Origin of the sequence: Neorhizobium phenanthreniclasticum, assembly GCF_040066075.1 — a bacterium.
In the GTDB taxonomy this organism is placed as follows: Bacteria; Pseudomonadota; Alphaproteobacteria; order Rhizobiales; family Rhizobiaceae; genus Neorhizobium; species Neorhizobium petrolearium.
Genome location: NZ_JBEAAL010000001.1, coordinates 498,951 through 517,745, shown reverse-complemented (window position 1 = coordinate 517,745; position 18,795 = coordinate 498,951). Strand labels below are relative to the sequence as shown.

The 18,795-nt window shown below is 61.7% G+C and carries 16 protein-coding genes; 6 read left to right on the top strand and 10 right to left on the bottom strand.

Annotation, left to right across the window (positions count from 1 at the left end):
- Nucleotides 1-365 precede the first annotated feature (365 nt).
- The 3 genes from ABK249_RS02490 to ABK249_RS02480 all read left to right on the top strand — a co-directional run bounded on the left by ABK249_RS02490 (nucleotide 366) and on the right by ABK249_RS02480 (nucleotide 5,906).
- The gene (locus ABK249_RS02490; RefSeq protein WP_348862104.1) at nucleotides 366-2,159 is read left to right on the top strand and encodes an acyl-CoA dehydrogenase C-terminal domain-containing protein; all 1,794 of its coding nucleotides are present in this window, start codon (nucleotides 366-368) and stop codon (nucleotides 2,157-2,159) included.
- Nucleotides 2,160-2,348: 189 nt separating this feature from the next.
- On the top strand, nucleotides 2,349-3,557 hold the full coding sequence (locus tag ABK249_RS02485) for an acetyl-CoA C-acetyltransferase (protein WP_348862103.1): 1,209 nt from the start codon (nucleotides 2,349-2,351) through the stop codon (nucleotides 3,555-3,557).
- 132 nt (nucleotides 3,558-3,689) lie between these two features.
- Nucleotides 3,690-5,906, top strand: a complete 2,217-nt coding sequence (locus ABK249_RS02480) for an FAD-dependent oxidoreductase (RefSeq protein WP_348862102.1) — start codon at nucleotides 3,690-3,692, stop codon at nucleotides 5,904-5,906.
- Between the two features lie 84 nt (nucleotides 5,907-5,990).
- Here ABK249_RS02480 and ABK249_RS02475 read toward each other — a convergent pair whose 3' ends face one another.
- Nucleotides 5,991-6,767, bottom strand: a complete 777-nt coding sequence (locus tag ABK249_RS02475) for a DUF3037 domain-containing protein (protein WP_348862101.1) — start codon at nucleotides 6,765-6,767, stop codon at nucleotides 5,991-5,993.
- A 1-nt stretch (nucleotide 6,768) separates the two neighbouring features.
- Nucleotides 6,769-7,533, bottom strand: coding sequence for a HipA family kinase (locus tag ABK249_RS02470; RefSeq protein ID WP_348862100.1), 765 nt, complete (start codon nucleotides 7,531-7,533; stop codon nucleotides 6,769-6,771).
- Nucleotides 7,534-7,766: 233 nt separating this feature from the next.
- On the opposite strand from ABK249_RS02470, the gene ABK249_RS02465 reads away from it, so the two are divergent.
- Entirely contained in the window at nucleotides 7,767-8,378 is a 612-nt protein-coding gene (locus tag ABK249_RS02465; protein ID WP_348862099.1) for an SOS response-associated peptidase, read from the top strand.
- Between the two features lie 734 nt (nucleotides 8,379-9,112).
- The gene (locus tag ABK249_RS02460) at nucleotides 9,113-9,502 is read left to right on the top strand and encodes a hypothetical protein (protein WP_348862098.1); all 390 of its coding nucleotides are present in this window, start codon (nucleotides 9,113-9,115) and stop codon (nucleotides 9,500-9,502) included.
- Nucleotides 9,503-9,544: 42 nt separating this feature from the next.
- Here the strand turns inward: ABK249_RS02460 and ABK249_RS02455 are convergent, their stop codons facing one another.
- Nucleotides 9,545-10,828 carry a cystathionine gamma-synthase family protein gene (locus ABK249_RS02455; protein ID WP_348862097.1) on the bottom strand — a complete coding sequence of 428 codons (1,284 nt, stop codon included), beginning with the start codon at nucleotides 10,826-10,828 and terminating at the stop codon, nucleotides 9,545-9,547.
- A gap of 195 nt (nucleotides 10,829-11,023) precedes the next feature.
- Between ABK249_RS02455 and ABK249_RS02450 the strand changes: the two genes are divergently transcribed.
- A complete protein-coding gene (locus tag ABK249_RS02450; protein WP_348862096.1) occupies nucleotides 11,024-12,424 on the top strand; it encodes a mannitol dehydrogenase family protein in 1,401 nt (466 codons plus the stop codon).
- On the opposite strand, the gene ABK249_RS02445 is transcribed toward ABK249_RS02450, so the two are convergent.
- The 7 genes from ABK249_RS02445 to ABK249_RS02415 form a co-directional block, all read right to left on the bottom strand.
- The gene (locus ABK249_RS02445) at nucleotides 12,421-13,698 is read right to left on the bottom strand and encodes an L-fuconate dehydratase (RefSeq protein ID WP_348862095.1); all 1,278 of its coding nucleotides are present in this window, start codon (nucleotides 13,696-13,698) and stop codon (nucleotides 12,421-12,423) included. The two genes, ABK249_RS02450 and ABK249_RS02445, sit on opposite strands and share 4 nt — an antisense overlap.
- Before the next feature lie 30 nt (nucleotides 13,699-13,728).
- Nucleotides 13,729-14,463 (bottom strand): SDR family oxidoreductase, encoded by a 735-nt coding sequence (locus ABK249_RS02440; protein ID WP_348862094.1) that lies wholly within the window; start codon nucleotides 14,461-14,463, stop codon nucleotides 13,729-13,731.
- A gap of 49 nt (nucleotides 14,464-14,512) precedes the next feature.
- Nucleotides 14,513-14,842: an L-rhamnose mutarotase gene (locus ABK249_RS02435; RefSeq protein ID WP_348862316.1), complete on the bottom strand. Its 330-nt coding sequence runs from the start codon at nucleotides 14,840-14,842 to the stop codon at nucleotides 14,513-14,515.
- Nucleotides 14,843-14,852: 10 nt separating this feature from the next.
- On the bottom strand, nucleotides 14,853-15,860 hold the full coding sequence (locus tag ABK249_RS02430; protein WP_348862093.1) for a zinc-binding alcohol dehydrogenase family protein: 1,008 nt from the start codon (nucleotides 15,858-15,860) through the stop codon (nucleotides 14,853-14,855).
- A gap of 4 nt (nucleotides 15,861-15,864) precedes the next feature.
- Nucleotides 15,865-16,683: an amidohydrolase family protein gene (locus ABK249_RS02425; protein WP_037158909.1), complete on the bottom strand. Its 819-nt coding sequence runs from the start codon at nucleotides 16,681-16,683 to the stop codon at nucleotides 15,865-15,867.
- Between the two features lies 1 nt (nucleotide 16,684).
- Nucleotides 16,685-17,698: an aldo/keto reductase gene (locus ABK249_RS02420; RefSeq protein WP_348862092.1), complete on the bottom strand. Its 1,014-nt coding sequence runs from the start codon at nucleotides 17,696-17,698 to the stop codon at nucleotides 16,685-16,687.
- A gap of 67 nt (nucleotides 17,699-17,765) precedes the next feature.
- Nucleotides 17,766-18,707, bottom strand: a complete 942-nt coding sequence (locus tag ABK249_RS02415; protein ID WP_348862091.1) for an ABC transporter substrate-binding protein — start codon at nucleotides 18,705-18,707, stop codon at nucleotides 17,766-17,768.
- Nucleotides 18,708-18,795 lie beyond the last annotated feature (88 nt).

The window sequence follows — 18,795 nt, the reverse complement described above, 5'->3', positions numbered from 1 at the left end:
CGCGGCATTTCTGAAGTAAATGCTCTGCGTCGCTCCAGGCCCCACTATTTCCCGAAACGTGGTAAACAAGTCGTTAACCGGAGTGAAAATTTTAACCTTTTCCGGCAGGTTCGGGCTCTTATGTGGCATGACGTTCGATTGGCGAGCGCAGTCTTCCCGCTTGTCTTGAGCCTGGATCTGTTCCGCGTGTTGATGCGTCGGCTTGAACGGGGAAGAAGAGGCGGCCGGTGGATGGAAAATTTCGTTTCCAGCACATTTGACGTTTACGCAAACGTCAATTATTCATGGGAGCAGGATACGGATCTTGCCGCGGAGCCGAAGGCGCCGGAGCGAGGATTCAGACGAGGATAGGAGGAAGCTCGACCATGCCAGTGTACAAGGCGCCGGTAAACGACACGCTTTTCATCTTGAACGATGTGCTGGGGCTGGAACGCTACGGCAACCTGCCGGGCTTTGCCGATGCTTCGCCGGACATGCTGGAAGCGATCGTCGGAGAGGCCGCCAAGGTCGCGGAAGACGTGCTTTTTCCGCTCAATCTCTTCGGAGATCAGGAGGGCTGTACCCGCCACGACGATGGCACCGTTTCCGTGCCCGGGGGCTTCAAGGAAGCCTATGACCAGTATTGCCAGTCCGGCTGGATCGGCCTTGCCGTACCGCCGGAATTCGGCGGACAGGGACTTCCCTACACGCTGCATGCCGCGGTCGGCGAATACATGTCGTCGGCCAACATGTCGCTGATGATGTATCCGGGCCTGACCCAGGGCGCCATCGCCGCGATCCTCGTGCACGGTTCCGATGAGCAGAAGCAGACTTATCTGCCGAAGATGGTGGAAGGTACCTGGTCCGGCACCATGAACCTGACCGAGCCCCATTGCGGCACCGATCTTGGCCTGCTGCGCACCAGGGCGGTGCCTCAAGGTGATGGCACTTACAAGATCTCCGGTCAGAAAATCTTCATCTCCGCCGGCGAGCACGGCATGACCGACAATATCGTGCATCTGGTGCTTGCCCGCATCGAGGGTGCGCCGGAGGGCACCAAGGGCATTTCGCTCTTCATCGTGCCGAAATTCCTGGTCAAGGGGGACGGTTCTCTTGGTGATCGCAACGGGGTTGCCTGCGGCGCGATCGAGCGCAAGATGGGCATTCACGGCAATGCCACCTGCGTCATGAACTACGACGATGCGGTGGGCTACCTGATCGGCGCGGAAAACAAGGGCCTCGCCGCCATGTTCGTGATGATGAACGAGGCGCGCCTCGGTGTCGGCCTGCAGGGGTTGGCGGTCGCCGAGACGGCCTACCAGAACGCTGTCGCCTATGCCAACGAGCGTCTTCAGGGCCGCTCGCTCTCAGGCCCGAAGAACCCCGCCGGCAAGGCCGACCCGATCATCGTGCATGCCGATATCCGCCGTTCGCTGATGACCATCCGCGCCTTCAACGAGGCCGGCCGCGCCTTCCTATTGTGGACCGCGCTGAAATCCGACATCGCTCACCGCTCGGAAGATGAGAAGGAACGCCAGAACGCCGACGACCTGCTCGGCCTCGCGACCCCCATCCTCAAGGGCGTCCTGACCGACAAGGGCTTCGAACACGCCGTCATGGCCCAGCAGGTCTTCGGCGGCCACGGCTATATCGAAGAGCACGGCATGAGCCAGTATGTGCGCGATGCCCGCATCACCATGATCTATGAGGGGGCCAACGGCATCCAGGCGCTCGATCTGGTCGGCCGCAAGCTGGCGCTGAACGGCGGCCGCGCCGCCATGGCGATGTTCAAGGAAATCGGCGATTTCTGCGAGGAGAACCGCGCCGACGAGAACATGGTCCTGTTCACCAAGGCTCTCAAGAAGGGCCTGAACGACCTGCAGGCGGCGACCATGTGGTTCATGCAGAACGCCATGGCCAAACCTGACAATGCCGGCGCCGGCGCGACCGATTACATGCATCTCTTCGGCCTCGTGACACTCGGCTACATGTGGGCGAAGATGGCGAAGACCGCGCAGGAGAGGCTTTCCGCCGGCGATGCCCGCGCCGATTACCTGAAGAACAAGCTGGTCACGGCGAAATTCTTCATGGAAAAGGTCATGCCGGAAACGGCGCTGCGCAAGGCCCGGATCGAGGCGGGTGCCGACAGCCTGATGGAACTGGCGGCGGAAGCGTTTTGATTTCCCCTCCCTCCGGGGAGAAGGTGGCCCGAAGGGCCGGATGAGGGGGCCGCCAATGACGAGGCGTCTTTTTTAGCTACGGCTTTCGCCGGAGCCCTCATCGCCTCGCATTCGCTCGGCACTTCTCCCCGCTGGGGAGAAGGAAACAGGAATTCAACGGCGTCCGTACGCCGATAGGGAGATGACACCATGACCGAAGCCTTTATCTACGACCATGTGCGCACACCGCGCGGGCGCGGCAAGAAGGATGGCAGCCTCCACGAAGTGCCCTCCGTCCGCCTCGCCGCCAAGACGCTGGAAGCGCTGCGCGACCGTAACGGCCTCGACACGACTGAGGTCGACGACATCATCATGGGCTGCGTCGATCCGGTCATGGATGCCGGCGCCGTCATCCCGAAGGCCGCCGCCTTCGAGGCCGGCTACTCCTTCAGGGCGCCCGGCATGCAGATTTCCCGCTTCTGCGCCTCAGCGCTCGATGCGGTGAACCTCGCCGCCGGCAAGATCATCGCCGGTTCCGACGATATCGTGATCGCCGGCGGGGTGGAGAGCATGTCGCGCGTCGGCATGGGCATGTCCGGCGGGTCCTGGTACATGGACCCTTCCGTCAACTTCCCCGCGTATTTCATGCCGCAAGGCGTCTCGGCCGATCTGATCGCCACGAAATACGGCTTTACCCGCGACGATGTGGATGCCTATGCGGTCGAGAGCCAGAAGCGCGCCGCAAATGCCTGGAAGAACGGTTATTTCTCGAAGTCGGTCATCCCGGTGAAGGACCAGAACGGGCTCACGATCCTCGACCGCGACGAGCACATGCGCCCGGAAACCGACATGCAGGCGCTGGCCTCCCTCAATCCGTCCTTCCAGATGCCGGGCGAGATGGGCGGTTTCGAAGCCGTCGGCATCCAGGCCCATCCGGAAGTCGAGCGCATCAATTACGTCCACCACGCCGGCAATTCGTCGGGCATCGTCGATGGCGCCGGTGCGGTCCTCCTCGGCTCCAGGGCCGGCGGCGAATCGATGGGCATCAAACCGCGTGCCCGCATCCGCGCCTTCGCCAATATCGGCTCCGAACCGGCGCTGATGCTGACCGGCCCGGTCGATGTCACGGAAAAGCTGCTTGCGCGTTCCGGCATGCAGCTTTCCGATATCGACCTCTTCGAACTCAACGAGGCCTTCGCCGCCGTCGTGCTGCGCTACATGCAGGCTTTCGGGATCAGCCACGACCGGATCAACGTCAACGGCGGCGCGATCGCCATGGGCCATCCGCTCGGCGCCACCGGCGCGATGATATTGGGCACAGTGCTGGACGAGCTGGAACGGCGCGACCTGAACACCGCGCTCGTGACACTCTGCATCGGCGCCGGCATGGGCACGGCGACGATTATCGAACGGGTTTGAGCCGCAACAGCCCCTCCGTCATGCTCGGGCTTGTCGAGCATCTAACCACGGTGGTGGATCCTCGGGACAAGCCCGAGCATGACGAAGGAAGCGGAACGGCCGATAGATTTCAAGGGAAGAGGAAATCCCGCCATGAGCACCTACAACAACTTCACCGTCGAAACCGACGCCGACGGCATTGCACTCGTCACCTGGGACATGCCGGAAAAGTCGATGAACGTCTTCACCCAGGAGGTGATGGACGAGATCGAACAGATCGTCGACGCCACGGTCGCGGATAGCGCCGTCAAGGGCGTGGTCTTCACGTCCGGAAAATCGTCCTTCTCCGGCGGCGCCGATCTCACCATGATCAAGTCGATGTTCTCGATGCTCGCCGAGGAAAAGGCGAGGGACCCGCAAGCCGCGGTGAAAAAGCTCTTCGATGCCGCCGGCCGCATGTCCTGGCTGTGGCGCAAGGTCGAGACCTGCGGCAAGCCCTGGGTTGCCGCCGTCAACGGCACCTGCATGGGCGGCGCCTTCGAGCTTGCGCTGTCCTGCCATGGCCGCGTCGCCGCCAATTCGAAATCGGTCAAGATTGCGCTTCCGGAAGTCAAGGTCGGCATCTTCCCGGGCGCCGGCGGCACCCAGCGCGTGCCGCGTCTGGCGAACGCCCAGGACGCCCTGCAGATGATGACCACCGGCTCCTCGCTGACGGCCCAGCGCGCCAAGGCCATGGGCCTCGTCCATCAGGTGGTCGAGCCGGACCAGCTCGTTCCGGCCGCGAAGCAGATGATCAAGGACGGCCTGAAACCCGTCGCCCCCTGGGACGAGAAGGGCTTCAAGGCGCCGGGCGGCGGCGTATGGACCCCTGCCGCGGCCCAGCTCTTCCCGGCAGCCCCCGCGATCCTGCGCCGCGAGACCGGCGGCAATTATCCGGGCGCGCTGGCGATCCTCAAATGCGTCTATGAAGGCCTGCAGCTTCCCTTCGACACGGCCCTGAAGGTCGAGCAGCGTTATTTCACGCAGGTTCTGCAGACCACCGAGGCCTTCTCGATGATCCGCTCGCTCTTCGTCTCCATGCAGGAACTCGGCAAGGGCGCCCGCCGTCCTGCCGGTATCCCGAAGACGGAGTTCAAAAAGGTCGGTGTCGTCGGGGCGGGCTTCATGGGCGCCTCGATCGCCTATGTCACGGCCGCCGCCGGCATCCCCGTCACCCTGATCGATCGGGATCAGGAAGCCGCGGACAAGGGCAAGGCCGTCTCCGAAAAGCTGGTGGCGGATTCCATCGGTAAGGGAAGGATGACAAAGGAAGAGGGCGAAAAGCTGCTCTCGCTGATCACGCCCACGCCGGATTATGCTGCACTTTCCGATGCTTCGCTCGTCGTCGAGGCGGTCTTCGAGGACCGCGCCGTCAAGAAGGCGGTCATCGAACAGGTGGAAGCGGTGATCCCGGAAACCACCATTTTCGCCTCCAACACCTCGACCCTGCCGATCACCGGCCTTGCGGAAAATTCGAAGCGCCCCGATCAGTTCATCGGCGTGCATTTCTTCTCGCCGGTCGAAAAGATGATGCTGACCGAGGTCATCCTCGGTGAAAAATCGGGCGACAGGGCGCTCGCCGCCGCACTCGATTACGTCGCGGCGATCAGGAAAACCCCGATCGTCGTCAACGACACCCGCGGCTTTTATGTCAACCGTTGCGTCTTCCGTTACATCAACGAAGCCTATGACATGCTGATCGAGGGCGTGCCGGCGGCGATGATCGAGAACGCCGCGAAAATGGCCGGCATGCCGGTCGGCCCGCTGTCGCTGAACGACGAGGTCGCCGTCGATCTCTCCCAGAAGATCATGAAGGCCTCGATCGCCGATCTCGGCCCCAATGCCGTCAAGCCGGAGCATATGGCGCTGATCGACCAGATGGTCGACGTCTTCGACCGCCGCGGCCGCAAGAATGCCAAGGGTTTCTACGAATACCCGGCCAAACCCGCGAGAAAATATCTCTGGCCGGAGCTGAAGACGCTCTACCCGCAGAAGAAGGCCGAGGAGGTAGACGTCAACACCTTGAAACAGCGCCTCCTGGTGACGATCGCGCTGGAAGCCGCCCGCACGATGGAAGAAGGCATCGTCACCGACCCCCGCGAAGCCGACGTCGGCTCCATCCTGGGCTTCGGCTTCGCCCCCTATACCGGCGGCACACTCTCCTACATCGACGGCATGGGCGTGAAGAACTTTGTCGCCCTCTGCGAGAAGCTGGCGGCCACCTACGGACCGCACTTCAAGCCGACGGAGCTGTTGAAGGACATGGCCGCGAAGGGCGAGACGTTTTACGGGCGGTTCGACCCGTATGGGAAGGCGAGGGAGGCGGCGTGAGGCCGCTTTCTAACCAGACGGAGTATTAGGGCTGAGCCCGAAGGGGCTCAGCTTGACCCCTATGACGATATCCGGTGAAATGCGTCAATGTAGCGCTCGGCGGATTTCGTTCGAGAGATCATCAACTTCTTCAAGGCGAAAGAGCTTAGCTCCTACGCTCTCGAAGTCGGCTCGCAAGGTATCAACAACTCGATCAGACTGAGTGCCGAAGTCTCCCACCACGATAAGGCGTTTCCCGAGCATCTCGGAAATCGCTTTTCCTTCGAGCACTCGTTTGCCGGCCTCGGCGAGACCTCGCTGCGGACTATCGAAACGAGCAGCGTCAATCAGATTGTAGACGCCGTTTTGATATCCGTAGTCAGCTTGTACATCAACGCCATACTGATCGATATGTACTGGAGCCGGCCGCTTATCGAGAAGGGAAAGCACGCCCGCTTCTTGGAATGCAGTTGTGAGAAGAGTATTGATCCTCTCCACTTTCTTTGCATTCGCGTGCCAAGCCACAAGCTCGCTGAACAAACGCTCTACAACTATCTCCGCCTTGCTACCCGCAACCGCGTTTAACGGAGTCAGTCTGAAGAGGTCGGCCCGCTTGGAGTTGAACTCCTCAATTCGCAAGGATCCTGCGTCCTGTTTTGATAGGTAAAGGACAACTCTTTGAGAAAAATCGTGGAGGGCACTCTTTAGAAAGCTGGCGTTGATTTCGCCAAAGAACTTCTTCACTCGCGAAACATCATCAGCGAGCTTGATGGCCGCTTTGTTGTGGGCATCAACAACAACGATGCCTACGTTGACGTATTCGAATCGTTCGGGAAAAGGGCTGAACTGGATAATTGAATAGAGCATTCTTATCGCTTCCATATCACTCCTCCTTTCCATCAAAATCGAGTTCTAACTGAGCGAAAATAGCGTCGGGCATCCATTCGCTCATCAAGTTTGCTCTTCTGACCAACAGCTCAGCTATTCGGTCGGCGACGGCAGCTGTGATGCCCCACTGAACTGGTGTTGATTGACATATAGTCTCTATCTCCTCAATAGCCAAAGCCAAGACCGTGTCGATTGCCGATTTCACATCGCTCCGCTTTAGCATTGGTAGAAATTCGTTAAAGAGGCCATAAACCACTCGCTCAGTTGCCCAATCATCGTGCATCTCTGCCTCCAGCGAAGTTTCGGCGAATGCGTGGCTATGGTCGATAACAAGCAACTGCGTCTTGCGTTTATCTGCTTTGAATAAAATGTTGTCGTAGTTCAGCAAAGTCCCATTGGGATCATCAGCGAACCTATCTTTGTTTCTTATCCAGGTATCAAAAACTACCAATCGGGATACGTCGCCGGGGTCGCGTAAGCTCGCCAGGAGCTTGGAATTCGGTGCCAAACTCTGCGCTTGCTCCCAACGAGAGAAGAATGCCGGCCCAGGCTGAACAGTTACAAAGGGATCACTGGTTTCTATGATTGGTATATCGACAACCGCAAAGTCGGGGGTTCGCAGCCCAACTTTACCAGCCAATTCACCCGCAAGCAGTTCGGAAACGAGAGCGTCCAGACCGGCGCGGTTTCCCATGTACTTGACGAGAGCCGCTCCTTCGTCCGTCATCACATGTAACGGCTTAGTACTCGTCGAAAGCACTCGGTTCACCCGCTCGATCCGAGTCGGGCGCCAATTAGCACCTGCCCTCAATATCACCCCCAACCTTAGAACAGAACCTTACTTGAATCTGCGTTAACTTCAACGTCGACCCTGTGAGCTTAGCCAAAGGAGACTGGTGGGGTTACTTTACTGATACCTGCCTAACGTGGGTTAAGGCGATCGCATTTTCGGACGTCTCCCCACTCACCCACCCCCGCCCTACCTTCTCCCCCATGTGCAACGACTACGAACAACACATCCGCTACGCCGAATACCGCAAGGCCATGGAGGCGATCGATCTCCGCGTCCCGCCGCACGAGACGGAACTCGCGCTGCCTCAGGCCCATGACATCCGCATCGGCGATACCGGCCCGGTGATGCGGCTGGCGGAGGGCGAGGCGGTCGAGCTTTTCCCGATGACTTTCGGTTTTCCGCCGCCGGAGGCCAAAGGGGGAAAGAGAAAGGGTGGGCCGGTCTTCAACTTTCGCTCCGAGGGCCGCAGCTTTGCGGCAAGCCGCCGCTGCCTCATCCCGGCCTCGGCCTTCTTCGAATTCACCGGCACGAAATATCCGAAGGCAAAACACCGCTTCACGCTGAACGATGCGCCGTTCATAGCCATCGCCGGGCTTTGGAGAGAGGGGCAGGGAAACCAGCCGCCCGCCTTCACCATGCTGACCACCGCGCCGGGTCCGGATGTGGCACCCATCCACAACCGGCAGATCGTGGTGCTGCGGCCGGAAAACTGGCGCCACTGGCTGCATCTGACGAAGCCGGAAAGCGAACTGCTGCGGCCGTTGCCTGAAGGTTCGCTTGCGGTGGAAGAGGTGCGCAGCGGCAGCGATTGAGGGTATCCTTCATCATTCCCGTTTTTCCAATAAGCCCCCCTCTGGCCTGCCGGCCATCTCCCCCACAGGTGGGGAGATCACAAGCGGCTCGGATTTCCCACCTCTCAAGCACCTCCTGAGTGGAACGTTGCTTGGCTGGGGAAGCCGGTGCGTCCATCCGATCTCCCTCCTTGTGGGGGAGATGCCCGGCAGGGCAGAGGGGGGTGACAAGGTAAATCAAAGCCTTGAAAGAAATCGGCAGGAAAAATCGCCGTTCTTCATCCCCGCCCTCCTTTCCCATGCCTACAATCTCCTCGCTTCCGTCGCCGGAGTGTTTCGCGAGACGTTTGCGGGCAGGCGGAAGCCGGCGCTTCCATCGGAACCGTAACGTGCGGGAAGGGTGGAAGAGGTGAAAGCCATGGGAGCGGAACGGGAAACCGGACTTCTCCCTATCAAGCCTCCCCCTGGCCGCCGGGTCAGGTTCGGTTGAGCCGTGCAAGTGGCCTGAACAAGGCCACGCAGCGAGGCGAGATGATCACCTGTAGGGGCTGGACACCCCGAAAGAACGCCGAAGGCCACGCGAATGCGGAGCCACATACTAAAATCAATCGAGGTTCCGCATTCGTGTGGGCTCTCCGATTGGACAAGGGCAGGCCCGGTTCGCCGGGAATAGCGAGATTTGAAGTTGAGCACGAGGGCCGAAGCCGGCTGCGTGAACGCAGCCCCGTGCCTGAAGGAGGCTGGAAGCCATGCGGATGAGTGAGGAAGAAAGATGCCGGTTGTGGGAAGAGGAGCAGAATTCGCTCAAATTTCCGTGGATGACCCACCGTGAATTCAACCGGCTCTCCGAGCGCCAGAAATCGCGCGAATGGCAAAAGCTCACCCAGTATTTCACGACCTATCTCGGCTTCTGGAAGACCTGTGATCTTTCGTCCTGCCGCCGCGCCAGGGCCTGCAGGGGCTTTCTCACGGAGGCGCAATATCGCGACGAGCCGCGTTACCACGAGGGCTTTCCGCCCTGTGTCGGCCCTGGCGGGGCCTGCCAGCAGGAGGTGTTGGACGGCATGAGGCGGTTAAGCGGCAGGACGGAGGACGACGAGCCCAAATATGATGGCCGGCAGCGGACGGGAGCAGATGACGCATGACAGCCCTGGTCGACCGTCCGCCTCCCTGTTCACGCCCCCCGCTCAGGCCTTGTCGAGCGCCATGGTCAGGTCCGCGATCAGGTCGTCCGGGTGCTCGATGCCGATCGAAAGCCGGATGGTACTGTCGAGCACGCCGATCCTTTCGCGCACTTCCGCCGGCACGCCGGAATGGGTCATGGTCGCCGGGTGGCTGGCAAGCGATTCCGTGCCGCCGAGGCTCACGGCCAGCTTGAAGATCTGCAAGGCGTTGAGGAACCGGAACGAGGCCGGCTGCCCGCCTTTGATATCGAAGGAGAAGGTCGAGCCGCCGCCGCTGCATTGCCGCGAAAAGACCTTTCCGGTCGGTGATTGCGGGTCGTCGAAGGGCAGGTAGTGCAGCTTTTCCACCCGCGGATGGCTGCGCAGGAATTCGGCGACCGCGGCCGCATTGGCATTCGCCTTTTCCATGCGGATCGACAGCGTTTCTAGCGAACGGCCGAGCATCCAGCAGGAATGCGGATCGAGCTGCGTGCCGATCGCCCCGCGCAGCGCCTTCACCTGCTTCATCACCGCCTTGGAGCCGAGCGCCGCCCCGGCGATCAGGTCCGAATGGCCGCCGACATATTTGGTGAGCGAATAGAGCGAGATATCGGCGCCATGCTCGATCGGCCGCTGGAAGACCGGGCCGAGCAGCGTGTTGTCGCAGGCGATCACCGGCGTGTGGCCCTGCCGTTTGCCGATCGCCTCCGCCACGCTCCGCATCAGCGGGATATCGACCAGACTGTTGGTCGGGTTGGCCGGCGTCTCGATCAGGATCACCGAGACGCGGCCTTTCGCCATCGCCTCTTCCGCGGCGGCGGTGACCGACGACCCGTTGACCCCGTCGGCAAATCCGGCCGCCGCGACGCCGAGGTTGAGGAAGGTTTTCGCAAGTAGCGTTTCCGTGCCGCCATAGAGCGGCTGCGAGTGGAGAATGCTGTCGCCCGGCTTGACGAAGGCCAGCAGCGTCGTGGCGATCGCCGACATGCCGGAGGAAAAGAGCGCGCAGCTTTCCGTCTGCTCGTAGACCGCCAGCCGGTCCTCGACGATCTCGCTGTTCGGATGGTTGAAGCGGGAATAGACGAGGCCCGCGCCGGTGCCGGGCGGCGGCTCGCGGCGGCCGGAGACGAAATCGAAGAAGTCGCGGCCCTCTTCCGCCGATTTGAACACGAAGGTGGAGGTGAGGAAGACCGGCGGCTTGACCGCCCCTTCGGAAAGCTCCGGATCGTAGCCGTAGTTCAGCATCTGCGTTTCGGGATGGAGCTTGTGGTTGCCGATATGCGTCTTGGAAGGGTGCGGCGCGGTCATTTTCGTCTCCTGCGGGTGAGAAGCTGCATCATTTGAAATAAGGTCGCCGGCGGCATTCTCAAGCACCGCGGGGAGAAGGAGAAAAGGTCCCCAATGTCGCAAGTATGACGTTGACCCTCCCGTCCGGCGGAGGCTATCACTGCTTCGGTTCCAAACGGGAGGATGCCACGAAGTCTCGGGCATCATTGATCAAAAATGCAGCGTCTTACCGCGTCCACCCCCCTTCCGGCCCATGTTATAAAGCCTGCCTATGACCGTGCTTCGTTAAAGCCCGGTATTGTCCATATAGGGCTTGGCGCGTTCCACCGGGCGCATCAGGCGGTCTATACGGACGCGGCTCTGGCGGAGGAGTTCGGGAACTGGGGCATTGTCGGCGTCAGCTTACGCTCGGTCGATATCGTCCATGACCTGAGGGCGCAGGACGGGCTTTATACGGTCATCGCCCGCAGTGCCGCGGGAGACAGCGCCCGGGTCGTCGGTTCGGTGGTGCAGGGGCTGTCGGGCACGGAGGACCAGGAGGAAATCCTGTCCCTGATGGCCGATCCGGCGATCAGGATCGTCACCATGACGGTGACCGAAAAGGCCTATGGCTACGATCCGGTTTCGGGCGGCCTCGACCGCAACCATCAAGCCGTCGTGGCCGATCTCGCCAACCCCACCGCCCCCGTCGGGGTGATCGGCTATATCGTGGAAGGCCTGGCGCGCCGCCATGCCGCCGGCCTGCCGCCGTTCACGGTTCTCTGCTGCGACAACCTGCCGACCAACGGCCGCATCGTCCGGCGGCTCACGATCGAGATGGCCGGCAGCCGCGATCCGGCGCTCGCCACCTGGATCGCCGGCGAGGGCGCCTTCCCTTGCAGCATGGTGGATCGTATCGTCCCCGCCGCAACGGAGGAAACCCGCGCCCGCGCCGAAAAGCTGCTCGGCGCGGAAGACAAGCTGGCGCTGGATACCGAACCGTTCCTGCAATGGGTCATCGAAGACCGCTTCGTCTCCGGCCGGCCGAAATGGGAAGCCGGCGGCGCGCTTTTCGTCGGCGATGTCGAGCCCTACGAGAAGATGAAGCTCCGGCTCCTGAACGGCTCCCATTCCATGATGGCCTATCTCGGGCAGCTTCACGGCCTCACCTATATCCGCGACGTGATCGCCGTGCCGGAATACCGTGAAAGAGTCCGGCGGCACATGGCGGCGGTTCTGGAAACGCTCGATCCGGTCCCCGGCATCGATCTCTCCGCCTATCAGGACGAACTCATCGAGCGCTTCTCCAATCCCGGCATCGCCCATCTGACGCGCCAGGTCGCCATGGACGGATCGCAGAAACTGCCTCAGCGGATCATGGTGCCGGCCGTGGAAGAGCTTGCTCAAGGCAAGGATGCGTCGGCATTCGCTTACGTATCGGCGGTCTGGATGGCCTATCTGATGAAGATAAGCGACATCAACGATCCGCGCGCCGCCGAGCTCAAGGCCGCGGCGGCGAAAGCGATGCCGAATGATCCTTCGGCGCCGTTCTTCGCAATTCCGGGCCTGTTTCCGCAGGCCCTGGTCGAGAACCGCGCCTGGCGTGCGCTGGTGAACGCGGAACTCGAAAAACTCTAACCCCTGAACGTGTAATCGGCGATCGACTGCGGCTTCATCTCGATCGAGAAGCCGGGCCGCACCGGCGGCATGTAGGCGGCATTTTTGATGACGCAGGGATCGACGAAATGCTCGTGCAGGTGGTCGACATATTCGATCACCCTTCCGTCCTTGGTGCCGGATACGGCGACATAGTCGATCATCGACAGGTGCTGAACATATTCGCAGAGGCCCACGCCGCCGGCATGCGGCCAGACGGGCAGGCCGTATTTCGCGGCGATCAGCAGCACCGCCAGCACCTCGTTCAGACCGCCCATCCGGCATGAATCGATCTGCACGATGTCGATCGCGCCTTCCGCAATGAACTGCTTGAACATGATGCGGTTCTGGCACATCTCGCCGGTCGCGACCTTGACCGGGCCGATCGCCTCGCGGATCTTGCGGTGGCCGGCGATGTCGTCCGGGCTGGTCGGCTCCTCGATGAAAAAGGGGTTGGCGAAGGCGAGTTTCTTCACCCAGTCGATCGCCTGCCCGACTTCCCAGACCTGGTTGGCGTCGATCATCAGGTAACGGTCCGGGCCGATCACCTCGCGGGCGATGGTCAGCCGCCGGATGTCGTCTTCGAGATCGCGGCCGACCTTCATCTTGACGTGGTTGAAGCCGGCATCGACGGCTTCCCGGCAGAGGCGGCGCAGCTTCTCCTCCGGATATCCCAGCCAGCCGGCGGAGGTCGTGTAGCAGGCGTAACCCTCGCGCTTCAGCGTCCCGATCCGCTCCGCCTTGCCGGCTTCGGCCCTTTTCAGGATCGCCAGCGCATCCTCGCGGGTGAGAACGTCGGTGAGGTAGCGATAGTCGACGATATCGGCGATCTGTTCCGGCGAGAGCTCGGAGACGAGCTGCCAGACCGGCTTGCCGCGCTCCTTGGCGTAAAGGTCCCAGAAGGCGTTGACGACCGCGCCGGTGGCAAGGTGGATCGCACCCTTCTCGGGACCGATCCAACGAAGCTGGCTGTCGCTTGTCAGATGCCGCCAGAACTTTCCGGGCGCTGCCGCGAAGGCCTCGAGTTCCTGGCCGACCACCAGATGCCGCATCGCCTTGATTGCCATGCAGCAGATGTCGTTGCCGCGGCCGATCGTGAAGGTCAGGCCATGGCCGGCAAGACCGTCGCGATCGGTGTCGAGAATGACATAGGCCGCCGAATAGTCCGGGTCCGGATTCATGGCATCGGAGCCGTCGAGGCTTTGCGATGTCGGGAAACGCAGGTCGAAGACGCGGAGATCGGTGATGCGGGTCATGGGGCTCTCGTGTTGGGGTCTCTCGTGTATTCAGATGGTCCAGCCGCCGTCGATTACGTAAGCCTGACCTGACGTATAGGTGGCGCAGGCAAGGTAGACGGCGAGGTCGGCGATTTCTTCCGGCGTCCCGAGCCGGCCCATCGGCTGGCGGGCGATAAAGGCAGCACGTGCTTCCTCGTAGTCGCCTTGCGCCTTCATGCGGTCCTGAAGAGAGGGGCTTTCGACCGTACCGGGGCAGATGCAATTGCAGCGGATGCCCTGCGTCACATAGTCGGCGGCGACCGATTTGGTGAGCCCGATCACGGCCGCCTTGGTGACGCCATAGGCGAAGCGGTTCGGCACGCCCTTGATGCTGGAGGCGACGGAGGACATGTTGATGATGGCGCCCTCCTTATTCTCCAGCATGCCGGGCAGCACGGCCCGGATGGTGCGCACCATGGATTTGACGTTGAGGTTGATGGCGAGGTCCAGATCGCTATCCTTCATGTCGAGGATGGAGCCGGCATGCACCATGCCGGCGCAGTTGAAGAGAATGTCGATCGTCCCGGTCTTCTCGACGAAAGCCCTGACCGCGGCATCGTCCAGCACGTCGACCCGGGCGGTCGTGAGATGGCCGATATTCGGAAGTTCCGCGAGCAGGGCCTCGTTGATGTCGGTCGCATGGACGGTCGCTCCAGCCTCGGCGAAGGCGAGCGCGGTCGCGCGGCCGATGCCCTGGCCCGCGGCGGTCACGAGTACGGTCTTTCCATCCAGTCTGGTCGTCATGTCATGTCCTCGGTTCGTGGTGTGGCCGGTCAGTCTGATTGAGGAATCCTCAATCCAGATGAAAGACCTCTTCCATCATTGCCCACCATTCACCCTCTTTGCGGCTCGCAAGCGGCTTCTGGCAAGGGATGGTGAAGGACCACCATTCCAGATTTTTCGGATCGGCCGCCATTTCCGCCATGTCGGCTTCGAAATCCGTGCCGTGATATTCCCAGGTGCCGAAGAGCAGGTTCTCCGGTTCGCGCAAGAAGATCGTGTAGTTCCTGATGTTGCAGCGGCTGATGAGGTCGAGAATTTCCGGCCAGACGGCGGCGTGCAGCCGCTTGTATTCCGCGATCATATGCGGTTCGACGCCGATCAGCATGCCCATGCGTTGCATCATTTCCTCCTCAGACCTCCACCAGCGCCTTGACCACGCCGGCCGCCGGATCGGTCAGCCTCGGAAAACGTTCCGGCACATCCGCCAGCGTCATTCTATGGGTGACCAGCGCCGCGGGGATTCGGCCCTCCCGCATGGCCTGCATGACGCGCTCGAAATCCACTCGTGTCGCATTGCGGCTGCCGAGCAGGGAGGTCTCGCGCTTGTGGAATTCCGGATCGGAGAAGGTGATGTCGCTTGAGACGATGGAGACCAGCACATAGGTGCCGCCATGGCCGACGAAGCCGAAACCGCGTTCGATCGCCTTGGGGTTGCCGGTGGCATCGAAGACCACATCGAAAAAATCGCCATCGGTCACGGTCGAAAGCTGAGCCTCGTCTTCGGCGCCGAGCTGCACGATCGACGTGATGCCGAGATGTCGTCGGGCGAAATCGAGCCGATCGGTCCGGCCGTCAAGCAGCGTTACGTCGCCGCCATCGAGCAGTGCGAAGATCGCCACGGCGAGGCCGATCGGCCCGGCGCCGGTCACCAGAACCTTCTGACCGGGTTCGACCCGGGCGCGGGCCACCGCATGGGCGCCGATCGCCAGGAATTCCACCATGGCGGCCTGGTCGAGCGAAAGCCCATCGGCCTTCAAGACGAATTCCTGCGGCAGGCTGAGATATTCGCTCATGCCGCCGTCGCGATGAACGCCGAGCACGCCGAGGGTGCGGCAGCAATTGGTCTTGCCCTTCAGGCAGGCATGGCAGCGGCCGCAGGAAATATAGGGAATGATCGAAACGGTATCGCCCGGCGAAAGGTGGCTGCCGGCGGGCGCTTCCTCGACGGTCGCCGCAAGCTCGTGTCCCATGACCCGCGGATAGGAAAGATAGGGCTGGTTGCCGGTGAAGATATGCAGGTCCGTGCCGCAAACCCCGATGCGGCGGAGCTTCACCAGCACCTCGCCTTCGCCGCGGGCAGGCTTCGGGCGGTTGATGGCGCTGAGCTTGCCGGGCGCGTCGCAGATTATAGTTAGCATATACTTACACTCCAAGCCGATAGAAGCGGTTGGCATTGCCCCCGAAGACCGCCGCATGATGTTCGGCAGGCACGATGTCCAGGCATTGATCGAGCCAGGTGCCGTATTCGCCTGCCAGCCGCAGAACCGGCCAATCGCTGCCCCAGATGACCCGTTCCGAGCCGAATAGATCGAGGATGGTTTCCGCGTAAGGCCGCACTGCCTGTGGTCTCTGGTCGCCTGCCTCCGTCAGCAGGCCGGAAAGCTTGCAATGAACATGCGGCAGTTCCGCGAGCGCCTTCATATGGACATGCCAGCCGATAATGCGGCCCTCCACGATGGGGGGCTTGGCGCCGTGATCGATCACAATCGGCAGGTTCGGATAGCGTCGGGCGAATGCAAGCAAAGGCTCAAGGTGGCGCGGCAGGACGAGTGCGTCGAAGACAAGGCCCTGTTCGATCATCGCGACGACCGCGGGATCGAGGCGCGGATCGTCGATCCAGCGGTCGTCCGAAATATCCTGCAGCATCGGGCGAAAGCCTTTCAGCTTCGGATGCCGCGCCAGCCGGGTGATTTTTGCAGGTGCATCCGAAGCCTTCATGTCGGTCCAGCCGACAACGCCGAGGATGAAGGGCGTCCTGTCCGCAAGGTCCAGCATGAAAGCGGTATCGGCCTCGTTCTCCATTGTCTGGACCAGAACGGTGCCGTCCACACCGGCGTCGGCAAGAAGCGGCCGCATGTCTTCCGGCGTGAAGTCCCGATGGATGGCGGCAAGCTCCGGTGGCGGCCATTGGCCGGCCCGGTCGGCGATCCGCCAGAAATGCTGGTGGGCGTCTATCCGCATCTCAGGCCTCCTCCCGTGGAATGGGAGCCCCTTCGGCAATCAACCCGCGCTCCTTCAGCCGAACCCAGAACGATGCCGGAATGCTTTCGGAGAACCAGTCGACATTGGATTTGATCTGTTCGGCGGTGCGGGCGCCAGAGACGATGGTCATTACAGCGGGATGGGCGAGGGGAAATTGCAGCGCAGCCGCTTGCAGGGTCACGCCCTCTTCTTCGCAGACCGTGTTGAGGGTGTCGAGTTGCGCCAGGATTTCGGCTGGCGCGTCCGTGTAGTTGAATTTGCGGTTGCCGGCGAGCAGGCCGGAATTGAAGGGACCGGCGACGACGATGCCGACGCCCCGCTTTGCGCATTCGCCCATGAAGGCAAGGCTCCGCTGTTCGAGAAGCGTGTAGCGCCCGGCGAGCATCGCGACGTCGATGTCGCAAACCCCCATGGCGTCGCGAATGATCTCCCATTCGTTGACGCCAAGGCCGATGGCCTTGGTGAGGTTCTGCTCACGCAACTTGCGGAGCGCATGGAAGCCGCCACCGTCGGTCAGTTGCTCCCAATAGTGCAGGTGCCTATCCCCGTGTGTCATGCTGCCGATGTCGTGCACATAGAGGATATCGGGTTTCAGGATGCCGAGCCGCTGCTGGCTCGCCTCAAAGGAGCGCATGATGCCGTCATGGGTGTAGTCATAGACCGGGCGGAAGGACAGCGGCGCGATGTAGCCATCCTCTTCCGGGTCGACCGTTTCGTCCGGCACCATGACGCGGCCGACCTTGGTGCTGAGCACATAGTCGCCGCGATCGAGGTCGGTCAGCATGGTGCCGAGCCGGCGTTCCGAACGCGTGTAGCCGTAGAAGGGCGCCGTGTCGTAATAGCGGATGCCGGCATCCCAGGCCGCCTTGAACGCGCCGGCGGACTCTTCGTAGGAGGTCTTGCGGTAAAGATTGCCCATCTGCGCGCAGCCGAGCCCCATGACGGTCAGTTCGACGGTGGCGTTGGGCAGCTTTCGGCGGTCGGCGACGTGCATCGGTGTAATCCCTGGATAAGCAATAAGGGACACGCATCATTGACGATGCGTGTCCGCAGGAGGCGGCTCAGTAGAGGACGTTCTTGGCTTCCGGCTTGTCGATATTGTCCTTGGTGACGACCAAGACGCCGGTATCGACGAATTTCTCGACCTTCTCCTTGTTCATGATCTTGAGCACGGTCTGGATGCCGAGTTCGCCCATCTGAAACGAGCCCTGCACCGCGATGGCCGACAGCGTGCCGTCCTTGACGAATTCCTGCAGATCCTGGTTTCCGTCGAAGCCGATCGCCACGACCTTTCCCGCCTTGCCGGATTGCTTCAGCGCGCGGCCCATGCCGATTGCGGTCGGTTCGTTGGCGCCGAAAATACCCTTGAGGTCGGAATTGGCGGCCAGCACGTCGGTCGTCTGGTTGAGTGCGGTGGCCATCTGGGACTGCGAATAGAACGGGCCGACGATCTGAAGCTTGGAATGCGCCTTGATATAGTCGGTGAAACCGCCGACGCGGCCGATTTCGGAACCGGCGCCCGCCACATAGGACATGACCGCGATCTTGCCTTCGGTGCCGACCTTGTCGATCAGCGCCTGGGCGGCAAGCTCACCCGCCTTCTTGTTGTCGGTGGCGAGGAAGGACTGATAATATTGCTCGGCATCCTTGGAGAGCATCGAGTCGACGATCACGACCGGGATGCGGGCTTCCCAGGCCTTCTTGACGGCGGGGACGAGCGCATCCGGATCGGAAGGCGCCAGCACGATGCCGGAAACTTTCCGGTTGACGGCGTTCTCGACCATGTTCACCTGGTCGGCGATGGCCGATTCCGCGGCAGGCCCCTGGAAGGTCATGGTGTTGTCGCCGCCACCGGCCTTCATGGCGGCATCGGCGCCTTTCTGGACGTTCTGCCAGAACGTGGAATTGACGGTCTTGACGATGACCGCGATTTCGTCGGCCTGGGCCGGAACGGCGGCGAGCGCGATCACGGATGTCAGCAGTGCGGCAGCAAGCTTTCTCATTTGTCTTCCTCCTCTTGATGGCCTGACCGGCCGGTTTTCGAGAGAGCTCCTCACTCCCTGAAGTCTTGCGGAAACGGGTCCGCACCCC